Origin of the sequence: Lentzea sp. CA-135723 (assembly GCF_050936595.1) — a bacterium.
Lineage (GTDB): Bacteria > Actinomycetota > Actinomycetes > Mycobacteriales > Pseudonocardiaceae > Lentzea.
Window position 1 is genome coordinate 2,812,581 of record NZ_JBNJMK010000001.1, and the last position, 19,347, is coordinate 2,831,927.

Annotated in this window: 17 protein-coding genes; 3 read left to right on the top strand and 14 right to left on the bottom strand. The window is 70.1% G+C overall.

Annotated elements, in window-relative coordinates:
- Positions 1–499: 499 nt before the first annotated feature.
- Both ACQEU1_RS11815 and ACQEU1_RS11820 read left to right on the top strand, forming a co-directional pair.
- Complete coding sequence (locus ACQEU1_RS11815) at positions 500–1,444, top strand: 5'-3' exonuclease (protein WP_433199332.1); 945 nt, start codon at positions 500–502, stop codon at positions 1,442–1,444.
- Positions 1,444–2,250 (top strand): hypothetical protein, encoded by an 807-nt coding sequence (locus ACQEU1_RS11820; protein ID WP_433199335.1) that lies wholly within the window; start codon positions 1,444–1,446, stop codon positions 2,248–2,250. Before ACQEU1_RS11815 ends, ACQEU1_RS11820 begins: the two co-directional genes overlap by 1 nt.
- On the opposite strand, the gene ACQEU1_RS11825 is transcribed toward ACQEU1_RS11820, so the two are convergent.
- From ACQEU1_RS11825 to pafA, 14 genes are all read right to left on the bottom strand, one after another.
- Entirely contained in the window at positions 2,247–3,413 is a 1,167-nt protein-coding gene (locus ACQEU1_RS11825; protein ID WP_433199338.1) for a GNAT family N-acetyltransferase, read from the bottom strand. The two genes, ACQEU1_RS11820 and ACQEU1_RS11825, sit on opposite strands and share 4 nt — an antisense overlap.
- A 37-nt stretch (positions 3,414–3,450) precedes the next feature.
- Entirely contained in the window at positions 3,451–4,437 is a 987-nt protein-coding gene (locus ACQEU1_RS11830) for a hypothetical protein (RefSeq protein WP_433199341.1), read from the bottom strand.
- A 49-nt stretch (positions 4,438–4,486) separates the two neighbouring features.
- On the bottom strand, positions 4,487–5,194 hold the full coding sequence (locus ACQEU1_RS11835; protein WP_433199344.1) for a DUF4333 domain-containing protein: 708 nt from the start codon (positions 5,192–5,194) through the stop codon (positions 4,487–4,489).
- Between the two features lie 96 nt (positions 5,195–5,290).
- On the bottom strand, positions 5,291–8,035 hold the full coding sequence (locus tag ACQEU1_RS11840) for a DEAD/DEAH box helicase (RefSeq protein WP_433199347.1): 2,745 nt from the start codon (positions 8,033–8,035) through the stop codon (positions 5,291–5,293).
- Between the two features lie 115 nt (positions 8,036–8,150).
- Positions 8,151–9,995 (bottom strand): molecular chaperone HtpG, encoded by a 1,845-nt coding sequence (htpG, locus tag ACQEU1_RS11845; protein WP_433199350.1) that lies wholly within the window; start codon positions 9,993–9,995, stop codon positions 8,151–8,153.
- A gap of 45 nt (positions 9,996–10,040) precedes the next feature.
- Entirely contained in the window at positions 10,041–10,901 is an 861-nt protein-coding gene (locus ACQEU1_RS11850) for a diacylglycerol/lipid kinase family protein (RefSeq protein WP_433199353.1), read from the bottom strand.
- Complete coding sequence (gene tatC / locus ACQEU1_RS11855; protein ID WP_433211440.1) at positions 10,898–11,824, bottom strand: twin-arginine translocase subunit TatC; 927 nt, start codon at positions 11,822–11,824, stop codon at positions 10,898–10,900. The genes ACQEU1_RS11850 and tatC overlap by 4 nt, the downstream gene beginning before the upstream one ends.
- A 114-nt stretch (positions 11,825–11,938) precedes the next feature.
- Positions 11,939–12,238, bottom strand: coding sequence for a Sec-independent protein translocase subunit TatA (tatA, locus tag ACQEU1_RS11860; protein WP_382442007.1), 300 nt, complete (start codon positions 12,236–12,238; stop codon positions 11,939–11,941).
- Complete coding sequence (locus ACQEU1_RS11865) at positions 12,231–12,503, bottom strand: bacteriophage holin (protein ID WP_433199357.1); 273 nt, start codon at positions 12,501–12,503, stop codon at positions 12,231–12,233. The genes tatA and ACQEU1_RS11865 overlap by 8 nt, the downstream gene beginning before the upstream one ends.
- An 18-nt stretch (positions 12,504–12,521) precedes the next feature.
- Positions 12,522–13,493: a helix-turn-helix transcriptional regulator gene (locus ACQEU1_RS11870; protein ID WP_433199360.1), complete on the bottom strand. Its 972-nt coding sequence runs from the start codon at positions 13,491–13,493 to the stop codon at positions 12,522–12,524.
- Positions 13,490–14,455, bottom strand: coding sequence for a helix-turn-helix transcriptional regulator (locus ACQEU1_RS11875; RefSeq protein ID WP_394620775.1), 966 nt, complete (start codon positions 14,453–14,455; stop codon positions 13,490–13,492). The genes ACQEU1_RS11870 and ACQEU1_RS11875 overlap by 4 nt, the downstream gene beginning before the upstream one ends.
- 205 nt (positions 14,456–14,660) lie before the next feature.
- A complete protein-coding gene (locus ACQEU1_RS11880; RefSeq protein WP_433199364.1) occupies positions 14,661–15,353 on the bottom strand; it encodes a uridine kinase family protein in 693 nt (230 codons plus the stop codon).
- Between the two features lie 12 nt (positions 15,354–15,365).
- On the bottom strand, positions 15,366–16,364 hold the full coding sequence (locus ACQEU1_RS11885) for a WD40/YVTN/BNR-like repeat-containing protein (protein WP_433199367.1): 999 nt from the start codon (positions 16,362–16,364) through the stop codon (positions 15,366–15,368).
- Positions 16,365–16,467: 103 nt separating this feature from the next.
- On the bottom strand, positions 16,468–17,826 hold the full coding sequence (gene pafA, locus ACQEU1_RS11890) for a Pup--protein ligase (protein WP_285642094.1): 1,359 nt from the start codon (positions 17,824–17,826) through the stop codon (positions 16,468–16,470).
- Between the two features lie 116 nt (positions 17,827–17,942).
- On the opposite strand from pafA, the gene ACQEU1_RS11895 reads away from it, so the two are divergent.
- Positions 17,943–19,307 (top strand): bifunctional phosphatase PAP2/diacylglycerol kinase family protein, encoded by a 1,365-nt coding sequence (locus ACQEU1_RS11895; protein WP_433211443.1) that lies wholly within the window; start codon positions 17,943–17,945, stop codon positions 19,305–19,307.
- The last annotated feature ends 40 nt before the right edge of the window (positions 19,308–19,347 follow it).

The following is a 19,347-nucleotide window of genomic DNA, read 5'->3' on the forward strand; positions in this document are numbered from 1 at the left end:
TCCCCCCGCCCGCACACATCCGCCGCCGCCACCCTCGCTCTCCTCCGCCGGCGCCGCCCTCGCCGTCGCCGCTTCCCCGCGCGCCCCGCCCACACGCACCCGCCGCCACCACGCTCCCTCCACGCCGCCGCACCCGCGCGCCATGTTCACCCCCCGCCTCCGCCGCCACCCTCGCCCTCCTCCGTCGGCGCCACCCTCGCCGCCACTCCCCCGCGCGCCCCGCCCGCACACATCCGCCGCCGCCACCCCCGCTCTCCTCCGCTGCGGCGCCGCCCTCGCCGCTCCCCCGCCGTCGCCGCTTCCCCGCGCGCCCCGCCCGCACGCACCCGCCGTCGCCGCGCTCCCTCCACGCCGCCGCACCCGCGCGCCACCCTCCTCCTCCTCCTCCTACTCCTCCTCCTCCTCCTCCTCCTCCACCACCACCACCACCACCCTCGCCGCCACTCCCCCGCGCGCCCAGCAGGCACCACCCGCCCCCGCACTAGTAACTTGTCCCTTCGTGGCCAATCCCCTCGTGCTCCTCGACTCCGCGAGCCTCTACTTCCGGTCGTACTACGCGCTGCCGGACTCGATGACCGCGCCCGACGGCACGCCGGTGAACGCCGTGCGCGGGTTCGTCGACACGATCGCCCGCGTCATCACCGAACGCGGCGCCGCCCGCCTGGTCGCCTGCCTCGACGCCGACTGGCGCCCGGAGTTCCGCGTGAAGGCGCTGCCGTCCTACAAGGCGCACCGCGTCGCCGAGGACGCCACCGACGGCTCCGAAGAGGTCCCGGACACCCTCACGCCGCAGATCCCGATCATCCTCGACGTGCTCGACGCGGCCGGCATCTGCACCGGCGAGGCGTCGGGCCACGAGGCGGACGACGTGATCGGCGCCCTGGCCCACCGCGAGACCACCTCCCCCGTCGAGGTCGTGACCGGCGACCGCGACATGTTCCAGGTCGTCCGCTTCGAGCCCACGCCCGTGCACGTCCTGTACGTCGGCCGCGGCTGGAACAAGGCCGAGCTGCTCGGCCCGGAGGAGCTCGCCGCCAAGTACTCGCTGCCCGTCGAGAACGCGGGCTCCGCCTACGCCGACATGTCCGTCATGCGCGGCGACCCGTCCGACGGCCTTCCGGGCGTGGCGGGCATCGGCGAGAAGACGGCGGCGAAGCTCATCACCGAGTTCGGCTCCCTCGACGCCGTCCTCAAGGCCGTGGCCGACCCGATGGACCGCAAGCTCACCACCAAGGCCCGCAACGCCCTCATCGCCGCCGAGGACTACCTCGCCGTCGCCCCCGTCGTCGTCCGCACCGCGCTGGACGCCCCGGTCGTGCTCGACCGGTCCGACGAGGTGCCGCGCGTGCCCGCCGACCCCGAACGGCTGCAGGAGCTCACGCAGCGCTGGGGCCTCGGCAGCTCGGTGCCGCGCCTGGTGAACGCGATGGAACGGCGTCCCTAGTGGTGGTTCTGCGCGCACGCCCCGTCGACGTCACCGAACCCGAGGCAGGCCCGACCGTCGAGGTCACCCAGACCGAGGTGGTGTGCCGCGAGAGCGACGGCGCCGTCCGCTGGCGGCACGTGTTCGCCCCTCCCACGACGTCGTCGATCGCCCGCGGCGACGCCGTGGTCCGCGGTGACCACGTGTGGGTGTTCCGCCCCGACGAGATGCTCGGCCGCGGCGAGGGCGACGCCTGGCTCGTGCTCGGCGCGGCGGACGGTCGGCCTCTCGCGGAGGTGCCGTTGCCGACCGTCGGCCAGGGCGCGGGCCACGTGCTCCACCCCGACGGCGTGCACGTGCTGCTCGACGTCGGCGAGGGCCAGGACGGCACCTGCCTGTTCCTCGGCCGCCTCGAAGGCGCGGAGCTGGAGGTCCACGCCTACCCGTGGCCCGACCGGATCCTGGTCGGACTCTCCCCGGACGGCGGCGAGTTCATGACGGTGGACCACGAGCAGAACGACGCGGCGTTCCACGTCTTCCCCTCCGGCGACCGCACGCGCACCGTCGAGGTCGGCGACCTGCCCCGTCCGGATGACGAGGAGATCGGCGTGGTGGTCGGCTGGGGCGGCGGCTACCTCGACGCCACCAGGGCGGTCGTCATCGCCGAACACCACACCGACGAGGACGAGGTCCGCGTCTTCCACGTCCTCGACCTCACCACCGGCGCCGTGCTCGGGGAGCTCGACGTCCCGGAGGACACCTACGACATCAAGCTCCCCGGTGACGGCACGTGGATCGTGCGGGACGCCCGCTGGGCCCTCGCCTAGAAGAACGTCGAGCAGAGCGGGGCGACGGGGACCGCGAACACCGCGTCGGCCTCGGCGAGCCGCGTCCCCTCGATCCGGCGCGCGGCCGCGAGGTGCGAGAACCTCGTGTCACCCAGGTACACCGCGCCGAGCAGGTCGACGGGGATCGTGAGGTCGGCGGGCGCGTCCACCCGTTCGACACCGTCGGACGACACCCGGTAGCGGCCGTCGTTCGCGGGCAGCACCTTGTCGTGCACCTCGATCACCACCGAGCCCTCGCCGTACGTGCGGGCGGCGAGCATGCGCGGCACGTCCACGAGGCGCAGCCAGATCTGGTCGTAGACGTCCTTCGTGACGACGACACGCGGGTCCTCGAAGAGCCAGGTGACCGGGTCGTCCAGCGCCACGTCGGCGGTGATCGTGTCGACCAGGTCGAGGCGGGTGAGGTAGATCCAGAGGTCGCGCCACGCGTCGGCGTTGGCCCACGCGAAGTCCTCGACCTCCATGTGGTGGTTGAAGTCCTTGTCCTCGGTCACCTTGTACGACACGTAGCCGTCGTCGCCGTCCGGTCCACTGTGGACGACCGTGACGAGGTTGCCCGAGTCGCCCTTGCGGTCGAACGCGCGCACCCACCAGCCCTGCCAGCGCGAGATCTGGCCGGGCCGCCCGAGGCCGACCGCGGTGTGCAGGTCCGGCAGGAGCTTCTCGGCCGTGTCCAGGTCCACCATGCGCACGCCGCCGACCGGCGAACCGGGGATGACGGCCTTGCGTGCGTCGATCCGCAGGAACCGCACGCGCCCCGCGAGGCCGTAGCCGAAACGGCCGTAGATGCGTCCCTCCGACGCACGCAACGTCGCCACCGGATCAGGCAGCGTGGAGAGTTGCTCACGCATCAGACCGCTCAGCACGCCACGGCGCGTGTAATCCGCACGCACGCCCACGCGTGACACAGCAGAGTGCGGCACCACGGCACCACCGGGTACGACCATCGAGCTCGCGAACGTCTGGGTCGTGCCGACCATCGTGTCGCCGTCGAACGCGGCCAGCACGCGGCCCGGCTCGTAGGACGGCTGGGTGACCGCCCACTGCTCGTCGGTGGGCGGGCCCCAGTGCATCGCACGGCGGAAGAGCGTGTTGTGGTCGCGGTACTGCGCGTCGTCGGCGAGAACTCGGATGTCCGTCACGCCCGCGATCGTCGCTCAGGGCGCGGCGGAACGCACGTCAGTTTCCGAGCCGCCCGTACACCCGCCTCCTCAGCCTGCTCCACTCCTCGTGCGACCGCACGTACTCGTCGGCCTCGGCTCGGGTGATCGGCAGCTCCACGGCGTACCAGTTGTGCTCCCTGATCATCTCCCGCCGGTGCAGACCCACGCCCCACTCGCCGCCCATCCACTCCTCTTCGAGCTCGCGGAGCCCGTCGCGGCACCGCAGCAGGTCCCGGCCGAGCAGCAGGTCCTGCGTGTGCACGAACTCCTCGAAGGTCAGGGAGTAGTGGTAGCCGGAACTCTCCACCTGGGACGAACGCACGCTCTCCGCTGTCTCCGCGTACACCCCCATCGCGCGTTTCGCCTCCACGAACCGCCGTTGGCCGTGCCACACGAACGGCTCCCAGCGCAGCTCGTCGGTGAGCACCTCCGTGGTGCCGTCCGCGTGCTCTCGCGCCACCCGCTGCGGCCTCTGCCCGTCCGGCGGCAGGACGAACCAGCGCGGCGGCCAGGCGAGGCCCCTCGACATGAGCCGCTCCGCCTCGGCGGGACTGATCGCCACGCGCACCGGGGACCGCGGGCTCCCCCACCGCAGCATCGGGTAGTAGTAGTCATGGGACACGTAGGTGCGTTCCCAGCCGCCGTCCCGGCCGAACGCCTCGGACACGTTCGTGTCGGTGCGGATCAGCTCGCACGCCTGGTCCAGGTCCAGGGCGTCGGCACGTCGCCAGAACCAGGCGTAGATGGTCAGCCCCTGGTCGAACGGCACCTCGTACCGTTCGGACCGCACCTTCACGATGATGTCCACGACCAACTGCTCGGCATCGGCCGCCGAGATCTCGAAGAAGGCCGGCTCACCGCTCCGCCGCGCCACCAGGTCCGACGGGCCCCATTCCAGCGAGCGGGTGAACGCCTCCTCGGTGCCGTCCGGCGACAGCCGCACCACCGCGACAGGACAGTGGTTCGTCTCCTCCGAGCGGAGTGCGAAATAGCGCACAGACACGAAACCTCCCCCAAGGTCACCTTGAGGGAGGTTATCGCGACAGCGTGGATCAGCCGGTCGGCTGGCCGACCTCGTACTCGCCGTCCTCGGTCTTGACGACGATCTTGACCTTCTTGTCCTTGCCGCCGACCTGCACCTTGCACTCGAACGAGGTGTTGGGCTTGACCTCGTTCTCACCGGAGCAGCTCGCCGCGCCGACGTCGGAGATCTTGTACTCGTCCTTGAGGATCTGGACGATGCCGGTCTGCACGGCCGTGTTGTCGAAGATCTTCTTCTTGAAGAACGCCGGCGTCACGAACCCGGTGAACAGCACGGCGCCCACGAGCAGGACGACGACCACCGCGGCGACCCAGATGCCCGCGCTGGACTTCTTCTTCGGCGGCATCGGCGGGCCGTAGCCCGGCTGCTGGCCGTACGGGTTGGGCTGCTGCTGGCCCGGCATGCCGTACTGCTGCGTCTGCTGGCCGTACGGGTCCTGGGCAGGGGTGCCGTACGGGTTCGACTGCGGCTGCTGACCGGGCACGCCGTACTGCTGGGTCTGCTGCTGCGACGGGTCGAAGCCTGGGTACGGCTGCTGCTGGCCCGGCTGGGGCTGCGGCGGGCCGTAGGGGTTCTGTCCCGGCTGCTGGGCCGGGAACCCGCCGGACGGGGTGCCGGGAGGGAAACCGCCTCCATAGGGCTGCTGCGGCGGTTGCGGCTGCTGGCCCCAGGGCTGCTGCGGATCGTTCCCTCCGGACGGTCCGTACGGGCTGCTCATCAGTCGACCTCCGTGTGTACGACGTTGCGGCGAAATCCAATCACACCCTGCGTGTGAGTCTTTACTCCGACTCGCAAAACCTTCGTCAGGCTCATGTCACATCATCGCCACAACTCCGCGCCGCAGCGCGTCGACGGCCTTGGCGGCGGCCGCGCCGACCGGGTCCTGACGGCCGACCACCTCGCGGATCTGGTCCAGGAGGTCGATCACCTGGCGGCACCAGCGCACGAAGTCACCCGCGCCGAGCTCGTTGCCCCCGGCCTCGGCCGCGCTCAGCACCTTCTCCAGCGACTCGCCCCGCGCCCACCGGTACACCGGCCACGCGAAGCCGGGGTCGGGCTGGCGGGTGATGCGTTCGAGCTTGTGCCGGCGCTCGTCGTCTTCGATTTCCGCCCACAGCCGCACGGTCTTGAGCATCGCGTCCGCGACCGGGCCCTGCGGCAGCCTCGCCTCGACGGGACCGTCCCTGCGCGCCTCGTAGACCAGCGACGACACGACCGCCGCCAGTTCCTCCGGCTTGAGGCCCTTCCACACGCCGTTGCGGATGCACTCGGCGGCGAGCAGGTCCGACTCGCTGTAGAGCCTGGTCAGGCGCTTGCCGTCGGCGGTGACCTCCTCGGCCTCGCTCAGGTAGCCGCGCTCGCGCAGCAACGCGCGGATGCGGTCGAACTGACGCGCGAGCGAGTGCGTCGTCGCCGCGACCTTGCGTTCGAGCTGCTCGGTCTCGGCCAGCAGCCGGTGGTAGCGCTCTCCCCAGCGGGCGTGGTCCTCGCGCTGGTCGCAGCCGTGGCACGGGTGCGCGCGCAGGGCCCTGCGCAGCGTCGCGAGCTCGGGGTCGTCGTCCGCCGTGGTCTGCCTGCGGCCCCGCGACGGCACGGTGATGCCCGTGTTGCGGATCGTGGACGCGAGGTCGCGCCGCGACTTGGGCGAACGCACGTCGACCTGCCGGGGCAGCCGGACGTGCCCGAGCACCTCGACCGGCGCCGGGAAGTCCGCCGACGTGAGCCGGCCGGACCAGCGGTCCTCGGTGACGACCAGCGGCCGCGCCTCGCCCAGCGGCTCCAGGCCGGGGTCGATGACGACGGCGAGCCCCGACCGGCGGCCGGACGGCACCGCGATCACGTCGCCCTTGCGCAGCCGTTCGAGCGACTTGGCCGTCTCGATGCGGCGCGCGTTCGTGTTCTGCTTCGCGAGCTGCTTCTCCCGGTCGCCGATGCGGCGGCGCAGCGAGGCGTACTCCGCGAAGTCGCCCAGGTGGCACGTCATCGACTCGGAGTAGCCCGCGAGCGCCTCCTTGTTGCGGTCGATGCGGCGCGCGAGCCCGACGACCGAGCGGTCGGCCTGGAACTGCGCGAACGACTGCTCCAGGATCACGCGCGCGGACTCGGCCCCGAGCTGGTGCACGAGGTTGACGGCCATGTTGTAGCCGGGCCGGAACGACGAGCGCAGCGGGTACGTGCGCGTGGACGCGAGCCCGCCGACCGACTTCGGGTCGATGCCCGGCTGCCAGACGACGACCGCGTGCCCCTCGACGTCGATGCCACGACGGCCCGCACGGCCCGTGAGCTGCGTGTACTCACCGGGCGTGAGGTCGACGTGCGCCTCGCCGTTGTACTTGACGAGCTTCTCCAGCACGACCGTGCGCGCGGGCATGTTGATGCCGAGCGCGAGCGTCTCGGTCGCGAACACGACCTTCACGAGACCCCGGACGAACAGCTCCTCGACGGTCTCCTTGAACGCGGGCAGCAGCCCGGCGTGGTGCGACGCGATGCCCCGCTCCAGCGCCTCCCGCCACTCCCAGTAGCCGAGGACCATCAGGTCGGCCTCGGGCAGGTCGCGCGTCTTCTCGTCGATGATCCGGCGGACCTCTTCGGACTCCTCCGGCGTGTTGAGCCGCAGCCCCGCGCGCGCCGTCTGCGCGACCGCCGCGTCACAGCCCGCCCGGCTGAACACGAACACGATCGCGGGCAGCAGCGACGCGTTGTCGAGCCGCTGGATCATGTCGGTGCGCGACGGCGGCTTGTACCCGGTGTTGCGCGGCGGGCGGCCACCACTGCCCCCGCTGCGGTTGCGCCCGCGGCTGAACGGCACGTGGTACCGCGTCAGCTCCTCGGTCTTGCGCAGCACCTGGGAGTTGATCCGCGCGTGCGTCTGGTCGCCCTCGAACAGGTCGAGCATCTGGTTGCCGACCATCATGTGCTGCCACAGCGGCACGGGCCGGTGCTCGTCGACGACCACCGTCGTGTCACCGCGAACCTCGACCAGCCACTCGCCGAACTCCTCGGCGTTGCTGACCGTCGCGGACAGACCGACGACCTGCACGTGCTCCGGCAGGTGCAGGATCACCTCTTCCCACACGGGCCCGCGGAAGCGGTCGGCGAGGTAGTGCACCTCGTCCATCACGACGTACGCGAGACCGTCCAGTGTGGACGAACCCGAGTACAGCATGTTCCGCAGCACCTCGGTCGTCATGACCACGACCGGCGCGCCGCCGTTCACGCTCGTGTCGCCGGTGAGCAGGCCGATGTTCTCCGGCCCGTACCGCGCGGTGAGGTCGGCGAACTTCTGGTTGCTCAACGCCTTGATCGGCGTCGTGTAGAAGCACTTGCGGCCCTCGGTCAGCGCGAGGTGCACGGCGAACTCGCCCACCACCGTCTTGCCGGCACCGGTGGGGGCGCAGACGAGCACTCCGTGGCCGTCCTCCAGGGCCTCGCAGGCCTGGCGCTGGAACGGGTCCAGCTCGAACGAGATCACGGACAGGAAGTCGGTCAGCTTGGGCCGTTCGGCACGACGCCGGGAGTCGGCGTAGGCCTCGGCCGGGGACCGCGAAGCACTTGACACCCCTTCAGGCTTTCACATCACACCGACAATTGCCGTCGAGATAGATTAACTTCAACCAACACTGAAACGACAGAGGGCGATGTCCCGTGAACATCGCCCTCTGCCTGCGGTTATCTCAGAACGTGCGCTGCACCCGGTCCGCCACCAGCGTCACGAAGCGGGACGGGTCGGCCAGCTCGCCGCCCTCGGCCAGCAGCGCCAGCCCGTAGACCAGCTCCGCCGTGCCGGCCAGCGAGTCGCGTTCGCCGTTCGCGAACGCCCCGTGCAGGCCCTCCACCAGCGGGTGCGACGGGTTGAGCTCCAGGATGCGCTTGATCTTCGGCAGCTCCTGCCCCATCGCCTTGTACATCTTCTCCAGCGTCGGAGTGATGTCGTGCGCGTCGCCGACCACACACGCGGGCGAGGTCGTCAGACGGGACGAGAGGCGAACCTCCTTGACGTCGTCCGCCAACTGCTCGCCGAGCCACGTGAGCAGGTCGCCGAACTCCGCGGCCTTCGCCTCGTTGGCGGTCTTCTCCTCCTCCGTCTCCAGGTCCACCTGTCCCTTGGCGACGGACTGGAGCGTCTTGCCGTCGAACGACGGCACGGAGTCGACCCACATCTCGTCGATCGGGTCGGTGAGGACGAGGACCTCGTACCCCTTGGCGCGCAGGGCTTCCATGTGCGGCGACTTCTCGACGGCGACGCGCGAGTCACCGGTCATGAAGTAGATGTGCTCCTGGCCGTCCTTCATCCGCGCGACGTACTGCGCCAGCGTCGTCAGCTCCGACTCGGACTCGGTCGAGGCGAACGAGCAGATCTCCAGGATCGCGTCGCGGTTGTCGGTGTCGGAGAGCAGGCCCTCCTTGATCGCCGCGCCCACCTCGCCCCACAGCTTCGCGTAGTCGTCGGGGCGGGAGCCCTGCAACGACTTGATCGACGACAGCACCTTCTTCACCAGGCGGCGGCGCATCAGCTGGATCTGGCGGTCCTGCTGGAGGATCTCGCGCGACACGTTGAGCGAGAGGTCCGCCGCGTCGACGACACCCTTCACGAACCGCAGGTACTCCGGCATCAGCTCGGCGCAGTCGTCCATGATGAACACCCGCTTCACGTAGAGCTGCACGCCGCGCTTGCCGTCGCGCATGAACAGGTCCATCGGGGCCTGCGCCGGCAGGAACAGCAGCGCCTGGTACTCGAACGTGCCCTCCGCCTGCATGCGGATGGTCTCGAGCGGCGCGTTCCAGTCGTGGCTGATGTGCCGGTAGAACTCGGCGTACTCCTCCTCCGTCACCTCGGAGGCCGGGCGCGCCCACAGCGCCTTGCGGGAGTTGATCTCCTCGCCGCCCAGGCGCACCGGCCAGGTGATGAAGTCCGAGTAGCGCTTGACGATCTCGCGGATCTTCGCCGGCTCGGTGTAGTCGGGCAGGCGGTCCTCGTCGTCGGACGGCTTGAGGTGCAACGTGACCGAGGTGCCCTGCGGCGCGTCGTCGACGTCCTCGATCGTGTACGTGGCCTCGCCGGACGACTCCCAGCGCACGCCCTTCTCGGCGTGCGGGTGCCTCGTCACCAGGGTGACCTTGTCCGCCACCATGAACGACGAGTAGAAGCCGATGCCGAACTGGCCGATCAGGTCGGACGTGCTGCCCGACTGCTGTTCCTTGAGCTGCTTGAGGAACTCGGCCGTGCCCGACTTCGCGATCGTGCCGATGAGCCGCACGACGTCCTCGCGCGTCATGCCGATGCCGTTGTCCCGCACGGTGAGCGTGCGCTCGGCGGGGTCGGACTCGATCACGACGTGCAGGTCGTCGACGTCGACGCTCATGTCCTTGTCGCGGAACGACTCCAGCCGCAGCTTGTCCAGCGCGTCGGAGGCGTTCGAGACCAGCTCGCGCAGGAACGTGTCCTTGTTCGAGTAGATCGAGTGGATCATCAGCTGCAGCAGCTGACGCGCCTCGGACTGAAACTCCAGCGTCTCCATGAATCCCTACCGAAGAACGAAAGACGGACCGAACAGCCGTCTAATTTAGCGACCCACGACCGTGAGGGCGTCGGGAACCGTGCGAACCGTGATGGGCAGCGCCTCCTGGCGTTCGCCGTCGGCGTAAGCGATCCAGCCGTTGTCACCGGCCAACGACACTTCGCGCGCGCGGAACGTCCGCACGGTCGGATGGTCGGTGTGCGTGCCCGTGCGCAACGTCGGCAGCATCCGCAGCAGCGTCGACCGGCTCGCGCCCTCGACGACCGTCACGTCGAACAACCCGTCGTGCGCGTCCGCACCGGGACACACGGGGATGCCGCCGCCGTAGTTGGGCGTGTTGCCGATGGCGACCATCGTGGCGTCGAGCTCGAACGACTCGGCCTCCGTGGTCACGACCAACGGCGCCGCCTTCAGCGACGCCAGCTCGGCGAGGATCGCGAGGTCGTAGCGGCGCGGGCCGGCGGGCCAGCGCATCGCGTTCGCGCGTTCGTTCACCGCCGAGTCGAACCCGGCGCACAGCACCGTCGCGAACCACTGCCCCGTCGACAACCGGCCGAGGTCGAGCGTCTTGCGGATGCCGTGCACGACGTCCTCGACAGACCGCGACCCGATGGCCGCGGCGAGGTCGTTGCCGGTGCCCGCAGGAACGATCCCCAGTGCCGTCGGCGTCCCCGCGCACGCCTGGATGCCCAGGTGAGCGCCCCCGTCCCCGCCGAGCACGACCAGCAGGTCGATGCCGGAGGCGACGGCCTGGTGCGCCATCTCCAGGGCTCCGTCGGCGTCGTGCGCGACCAGCTGCTCCAACGACGAGACGTGCGGCCTCAGCGCCGCGGCGGTCGACCCGGCCATCCGGGCCGCCCGCCCCTTGCCCGACGCGGGGCAGACCAGCAAGGCCGCCCGCGTCACGTGGCGTCGTCGTAGTTCACGCGCTTCGGGGGGTCCGCGGGCTTCGCGGGTTCCGCAGCGATGGCCTTCTCACCGGGGTCGTTGCCGTCGGCGTCGGACGCGACGTAGTTGAACGGCGCCGCCTCGTCGTCGTCCAGCTCGTCCCAGCCCTCTGCCGAACGCAGCTTGGCCTTGCGCTTGTCGTGGACGCGCGCGATCTGGATCGCCATCTCGAACAGCAGGACCAGCGCGAGCGCCAGCACGACCATCGAGATCGGGTCGGTGCCCGGCGTCGCGATCGCGGCGAAGACGAACAGGCCCATCATCAGGCCGCGCCGCCACTTCGCCAGCCGCTCGTACGAGAGCACGCCCGCGCGGTTCAGCATGACCACGACCAGCGGGATCATGAAGCTCACGCCGAAGATGAACAACATCGTGATGACGAAGTTGATGTACTTGCTGCCGGTGAGCGCCGTGACCCAGTTGTCGCCACCGAAGCCGAGCAGCACCTTCAGGCCCTCGGGCACCACCAGGTACGCGAGCACCGCGCCGGCCACGAACAGCAGTGCGCCCGCGCTCACGAACACGCGCGCGAACTTGCGTTCCTTCTGGTAGAGGCCGGGCGTGATGAACGCCCAGATCTGGTACAGCCAGCCGGGGCTGAGCAGCACCGCGCCCGCCGCCGTACCGACCTGCAACCGGACCATGAAGATCTCGAACGGCTCGGTCTGCAACAACGCGCACTTGCCGTTGTTGCTGATCTCCGCCCGGTACTGCGCCAGGTCCGGCTGGCAGTACGGCCCCGTCAGGATGTCCCCCAGCGACGGGATCGGGCCGAGGCGCACCTCGAACCAGATGAAGCCGAAGATGGCACCGATCGCGACGATCAGCATCGCCATGCCGAGCCGGTACCTCAGCTCGTACAGGTGCTCTTTGAGCGACATCGTGCCGTCGGCGCTGCCCCGACGGCGCTTGCCGCGTTCCCGGCGTTCAGCGAACCACCGGAACGGACTTGCCACCGCGTTGACCGTCCTTACAAGTCAGAAGAGACCGGAAGGTCAGTTGTTGGCGGCCTTGTTCTGGGTGGTCTGCTCGATGGGAGGAGCGACCTGGGGCGCCTGCTGGGCCGGCGGCTGCGGCTGGGCCGGGGGGAGCTGCTGCACCGGCTGCTGCACGGGCTGCTGCTGGACCGGCGCGTCGTCCGACGAGTCCTGGTCGCGCAGACCCTTGGTCTCCGCCTTGAAGATCTTGGCCGACTTGCCGAGCGAACGCGCCATGTCGGGAAGCTTCTTCGCACCGAACAGCAGAATGATCACCACAGCGATGATGATCAGCTCGGTGGGTCCGAGGTTACCCATTGGTGATCCTCCTGTCTGCCCCGCCACGACGATCGTACGCGGGGTTCGCCCTGGTGCGGGCCTGTTCCGTGGTGCGCCGCTCCGCCAGGGCCACCTTCAGCGCCGCGGATCGCGCCTTCAGCAGACCGACGCGGTCCCCAACCTTGTCCCTCACCAGAGTGCGGGTGCGGGCAAGTCGGCGCAAGGATCGGATGACTCGGATCGCGGCGATGACGAGCACGATCAGGGCGACGACGATCAGCGCCAGGGTCGGTGTGGACGGCACAAGCACACGTTATACGTCTTAGGTGGACAGCAGGTGATCTGCCCGCCGCAACGCCTCCGCCGCCTGGCGAACGACCTCCTGCGCGAGTTCCGCAGGCTGCTCTACGTGCACGTCACCGCCCAACCCGAGGAGCAGGCGGACCATCCAGGACGGGTCGTCGTAGCGCATGAGGACACGCGTGCGGCCGTCCGAGAGCTCCGCGGAGTGATCGACGGGGTAGTACTCGGCGACCCAGTGCGCGTCGGGTTCGAGCAGGAGGACGGCGATCTTCTGATCGTCCCTCGGCTGGAACAACCCCTCCGACGTATCGGTCAGCTGGGCGTGCGGCGGCGGCGCGGACGGCTCGTCCAGCACCTCCACCTCGTCGATCCGGTCGAGCCGGAACAGTCGCACGCCGAGCGCCGAACGGCACCATCCTTCGAGGTAGCCGCGCCCTTCGACGAGCAGCAGACGCATCGGATCGACCACACGGTCGCTCATCGCGTCGTGTGACTGCGAGTAATAACGGATGCGCACGGCCCGTTCGCGCTTCACGGCGTCCTGCACGGCGGACCGGACCTCGGTGGTCTCGCCCCGTTCGAACGCGCCGAGCCCGACCACCATGCCGGCGGGCTGCGCTTTGCCGACCGCCGACTCGATCTTCGCGAGCGCCCGCTGCACCGCGTCCGCGTCGACCACGCCGGGCGTGTCGGCGAGCGCCCGCAACGCCACCAGCAGCGACGCCGCCTCGGCCGCGGTGAGCCGCAACGGCCGGTCCAGGCCCGCGTCGAACGACACGGTGATCGTCTCTCCCTCGAACGACAGGTCGATGAGGTCGCCGGGGCCGTAGCCGGGCAGGCCGCACATCCACAGCAGCTCGAGGTCCTTGCGCAGCTGCTTCGGCGTGATGCCGAAGTCGGCGGCGGCCTCCTTGACGGTGATGGCGGGCCGGTTGAGCAGGTACGGCACGAGGGCGAGCAGGCGCGGCAGCCGTTCGTTCGACGCGGTCACCGCGCTCCTTCCAGTGCGCCCTGCAGGCGGTCCCTGACGGACTTGGCCAGCACCTCGGGCTCCAGCACCACGACGTCGGGCCCGAACCCGGCGAGCCACTTGGCGGCCGAGTCGGGGAACTTCAGGTCGATCTCGACGACGTCGCCGCCGTCGCGTTCCTCGACGACCTTGGCGTGCCGCCGCACCCCCTGCGCACGGTCCTTGGCGACCCAGATGCGCGCGGGCGCCGTGTGGTGCGGATCGACCTCCGTGCGCGCGATGAGGCTCATCAGGTCTGTGCCTTCAGGAACCGTGAACGCACCAGGCTTGCCCACGGGCCGTACGGCGCCCACGACCCGTGAGAGCCGGAAACACCGTGTGTCCTCACGTTCGCGATCCCAGCCCACGAGGTACCACTTGCCGCGCCACGCGACGACACCCCACGGCTCGACCGTGCGTTCCTTCTGACCACCGGGCGGCGGCTTGCGGTAGCCGAACGACACCGCCTGCCCCGCCTGCACCGCCTGCAGCAGCGGCGGGAACGCCGGCTCGCTGGCCCGCACCTTGGGTTCGACGGTCGCGGGCGTGTCCTGGTCGACGTCCACCCCGGCCGCGCGCAGCTTGATCAACGCGCCGTGCACGGCACCCGTGAGCTGCGGCGAGTCCCAGAGCCGCGCGGCCAGCGCGACCGCGGCCGCCTCGTCGGGTTCGAGGTCGATGTCGCCGAGCTCGTAGTCGCGCCGCGCGATGCGGTACCCGTCCTCCGCGCCCTCGGCGTTCGACTGCCGCCCGGTCTCGAGCGGCACGCCCAGGTCGCGCAGCTCGGACTTGTCGCGTTCGAACATGCGGAAGAACGCCTCGTCCGTGGGGGCTTCGTGATAGCCGGGGACGATGGCGCGGATGCGCTCCGCTGTCAGGTACTGACGAGTCGACAGCAGGCACAGCACCAGGTTGACGAGGCGTTCGGCGCGTGCGATGGCCACGGACAAACCCTAACGCGTGCGCGCGCCGAAACCTCATCACCACCTGCCGTCAACGGTCCGTTCAGAACAGACGGCGGGATGGGCCTCGACACGACTCCGGAAAACGAGAAGGACCGGTGGCCCTGCACCACCGGTCCTCACGCTCGGCAAAACCTCTTCGGCGTCCCTGCAACGCGTCCGAGAGTCATCGTTCACCTACTGGGGGTTACCCCCGCGAAGTGCGGCCGACACGTCCCTTTTCGTCAAGGCCCTGCCCGGCGTTACACCCCACTACGACCTGCCGCTCGGGATCGTGGTCGAGGCCCGTCGTGCCGGCCGCCACGACGGTCGCCACGTCCCACGGGCGTTCGCGGAGCATGAACGGCAGCTCCTCCTCCAGCCACGCCGCGACGTGCCGCCGTTGCTCCGCCGAGTCGCCGTCGCGGGTGACCAGCCGGCGTTCCTGCTCGTCCAGGTCGCCCTGTACCCAGATCGAGGCGTCGATCCACCCGGCCAGTTCGGCGCGGATGATCCCGGTGCCCTCGATCCACACGACGTCCGCCCCGGCGGCTACGCGGATCACGCCAGGCCCGTCGTGCGCGACCCACGCCGGCGGCCGGAACTCCACCGCCCCGCCCCCGTGCAGCGGAGCCAGGACGTGGCGTTCGAGGAGGCCGCCCCAGTCGAAGCACGCGTGGTTCCAGGCGATGTCGTCGGTGTGCACGACCTCGGATCCGGCAACGGCCGCGCGCAGCCGTTCGGCCAAGGTCGACTTCCCGGCGCCACCACGCCCGTCGACGGCCACGACGAGAGGACGCCTGGTGACCCCGGGCTTCTCCTCGCGCAGCCGCCGCACGACGTCGGCCAGCTCCACGACCCTCCACCCCGCGGCTTCAGTCTCCCCGGCGTGCAGACGCATCTCCGCCTCCTCTCAGGTGCGGCCGACGCGTCCCTTCTCTCCCGCGGCCCAGCAGGTGAACCCGACGCAGTCGACGGTGTCGAAACTCCCGGAGTCCGCCACCTCCCAGCTCTTCCCGTCCTTCGACACATCCGTGCCCGACGGCCCGACCGCCACCAGCCCGTCCCCGCGGTACGCGATCCCGGACCGGTAGCCGACCGGCGCCTGCCTCCCGGCCGTCCACCCGCGCCCGTCGTTCGTGGCGAACGCCGGCGTCGGATCGGTCGGCTTCAGGTAGTCGCCACCGATGGCCACGCCGCGCCAGGGCGTCTTGAAGGCCACCGCGAACACGCCGGCCGCCTCCCCGGACGGCAACGGCACCTCGCTCGCCTTCCACGACCGCCCACCGTCACGCGACTCCAGCACCCGTGCCTTCGCCCCGCCGCCGGTAGCGATCCACGCGTGATTCCCGCTGGTGGTCACGCACTGCCCAGACGCCGCGAACGCGAACTCGCCAGGCAACGCCTCAGGCATGCCCTTCGCGTCGTTGACGTGCCACGACCGCCCACCGTCCCACGTCCGCAGAACCCGGAACTTCCCGTCCACGGGATCGCTCAACGCCAACCCGCGAAACCGATCGAAGAACGCCACACAGTCGTAGAACGCCTTCGGATCGTTGTTCCGAAACTCCTCCTGCCACGACTTACCGCCATCGGCCGTGCGATAGATACGCGACGACTCCCCTTCACCGATAGACAACGCCACCGCATTGCGCGCGTCGAACGCCTCGATGTCCCGGAACTCCAACGCCTCCGTCCCAGGCGGACCGACGGACTCCCACGTCCGCCCGCCGTTGACGGTGCGCAGCACGGTGCCCTTCGACCCGCTGGCCCACGCGACCTGCCCGGACACGGCCGACAGGCCCCTCAGACGCGCGTCGGTGCCGGTGGGCTTGAGCTCCCAGTAGGAGTCGGCCTGGGCGACCCCTGGCAGCATCAGGAAGGCGGCGAGCGCCGCCGCGATGATCCTCATGCGGCCACTCTCGTCCAGCCGCTGACCGCTTCCTAGCCCCGATCGGCCCGGACACGACCGAGCGGGCGAGACCCGGAGGTCCCGCCCGCTCGAAGTCCCAGCCCTACAGCGAGGAGATGAGGCGCTCGACGCGCTCGTCCACCGCGCGGAACGGGTCCTTGCACAGCACGGTCCGCTGCGCCTGGTCGTTCAGCTTCAGGTGCACCCAGTCCACGGTGAAGTCCCGCCCGGCCGCCTGCGCCGCCGCGATGAAGTCGCCGCGCAGCTTGGCGCGGGTGGTCTGCGGCGGGGTGTCCTTCGCGGCCTCGATCTCGCCGTCGTCGGTCACCCGCTCGACCTGGCCCTTGCGCTGGAGCAGGTCGAAGACGCCCCGGCCGCGGCGGATGTCGTGGTAGGCGAGGTCGAGCTGCGCGATGCGCGGGTTGGACAGGTCCATGTTGTGCTTGGCCATGTACCTGTTCATCAGGCGGTTCTTGATGGCCCAGTCGATCTCGCGGTCGATCTTGGACAGGTCCTGCGACTCGACGGCGTCGAGGGTGCGGCCCCACAGTTCGAGGACGCGCTGCGCCATCGGGTCCGGGGAGCGCTTGGCGACGTGTTCGACGGCCTTCTCGTAGTACTCGCGCTGGATGTCCAGCGCGGAGGCCTCCTTGCCGCCGGCGAGGCGGACGGTGCGGCGGCCGGTGAGGTCGTGGCTGATCTCGCGGATGGCGCGGATCGGGTTGTCCAGCGAGAAGTCGCGGAACTGGACGCCCTGCTCGATCATCTCGAGCACGAGGTTGGCGCTGCCGACCTTCAGCAGCGTCGTGACCTCGGACATGTTCGAGTCGCCGACGATGACGTGCAGGCGCCGGTAGCGCTCGGCGTCGGCGTGCGGCTCGTCGCGGGTGTTGATGATCGGGCGGGACCTGGTCGTCGCGGACGACACGCCCTCCCAGATGTGCTCGGCGCGCTGCGAGAGGCAGTAGACGGCGCCGCGCGGGGTCTGGAGCACCTTGCCCGCGCCGCAGATCAGCTGGCGGGTGACGAGGAACGGCAGCAGCACGTCGGCGATGCGCGAGAACTCGCCGGCCCGTGCGACCAGGTAGTTCTCGTGGCAGCCGTACGAGTTGCCCGCGGAGTCGGTGTTGTTCTTGAACAGGAAGATGTCGCCGCCGATGCCCTCGTCGGCGAGCCTGCGCTCGGCGTCGACGAGCAGGTCCTCGAGGATCCGCTCACCCGCCTTGTCGTGCGTGACGAGCTGGGCCAGGTCGTCGCACTCGGCCGTCGCGTACTCCGGGTGGGAGCCGACGTCGAGGTAGAGCCGGGAACCGTTGCGCAGGAAGACGTTCGAGGAACGACCCCAGGAGACGACCCGGCGGAACAAGTACCGCGCGACCTCGTCCGGGGAGAGACGACGCTGCCCGTGGAAGGTGCACGTCACCCCGAACTCTGTCTCAATGCCGAAGATCCGCCGCTGCATCCCTCAACAGTAGGCGACGTGGAGGTGTAGCAGGGTGATCCGTTCGGGCGGCACGCCGGTTGCGGTTTAGTGTCAGAGGGGTGTGGAAACGGGTCAGCGCTCTCGACAAGAAGCTCATGAGCTCCTCGGCTGCACTGCGTCCGAGCAGGCTCGACCGAGGTTTGAAGAGACTTTCGAAAGCCGCCAACCACAGTCTGCTGTGGTTCGTGATCGCGGCAATTCTGGCAACGCGGAAAGGCCCGTTGCGGCGGGGCGCGCTGAGGGGGCTCGCGGCCATCGCCGGGGCCTCTGCCAGCGCGAACCTGGTCGGCAAGTCGCTTTTCCCGCGCCGCAGGCCCGCCGCCGATCTGCTCGCGATGCCGCGCAGGCTGTCGAAGCGGCCGACGTCGTCGTCATTCCCGTCCGGTCACTCCGCGTCAGCGGCCGCTTTCGCCACGGCGGTGGCGTTGGAATCACCCAAAGCAGGCGCGGTGGTCGCCCCGATCGCGGCCGCCGTGGCTTATTCACGGGTGCACACGGGCGTTCATTGGCCGACGGATGTCGCGGCCGGTGCGGCCGTGGGCGTCGGTGCGGCGTTCCTGACGCGACGGTGGTGGCCGCTCGGCATGAACGAGCCCGCGTCGGCGTACGAACACGCCGACCTGACGTCGTTGCAGGAGGGCGACGGACTGGTCGTCGTCGTCAACCCGAACTCCGGCATCGGCCCCGACCCGACGCCTCAGATCACCGAGGAGTGGCCGAAGGCGCGGGTCGTGTCGGTCGCGGACCTCGACGACCTGCCGGACGCGAAGGCGCTCGGCGTCGCCGGTGGTGACGGCACGGTCGCCGCCGTGGCCGCGGCGGCCGCCGAACGCGACCTGCCGATGGTGCTGGTGCCGTCGGGCACGCTGAACCACTTCGCGCGCGACGTCGGCATCACCGGCCTGCACGACACGGCCCAGGCGGTCGCGGACGGCGTGGGCGTGCGGGTCGACCTCGCGCAGGTCAACGACCAGTGGTTCGTCAACACGGCGTCGCTCGGCGGTTACCCGGACATGGTGCGCATCCGCGAGAAGCTGGAGAAGCGCTGGGGCAAGTGGCCCGCCGCGGCGATCGCGATGTTCCGCGTCCTGCAACGCGCGAAGCCGCTGCACATGACCATCGACGGCGACAAGCACCTCGTCTGGATGCTGTTCGTGGGCAACGGCCCGTACCGGCCGAAGGGTTTCGCGCCGACCATGCGTCCCCGGCTCGACGACGGCCTGCTCGACGTTCGGTACGTCCGGGCGGACCGCCGGTACTCGCGGACCAGGTTCTTCATCGGCGCGCTGCTCGGGGCGCTGGAGCACTCCCGCATGTACACGCACCTCGAACTGGCCTCGCTGAACGTCGAAGTGCACGGACCGCCCATCTCGATCGCGACGGACGGCGAGGTGCGCGAGCGGGCCAACCACTTCAGGTTCCGCTCCCGGGCGGCCGCCCTGGGCATCTACCGACCGTGACGATCAGCTGCCACGCGTTCGACAATGCCGCAAAGTGTTC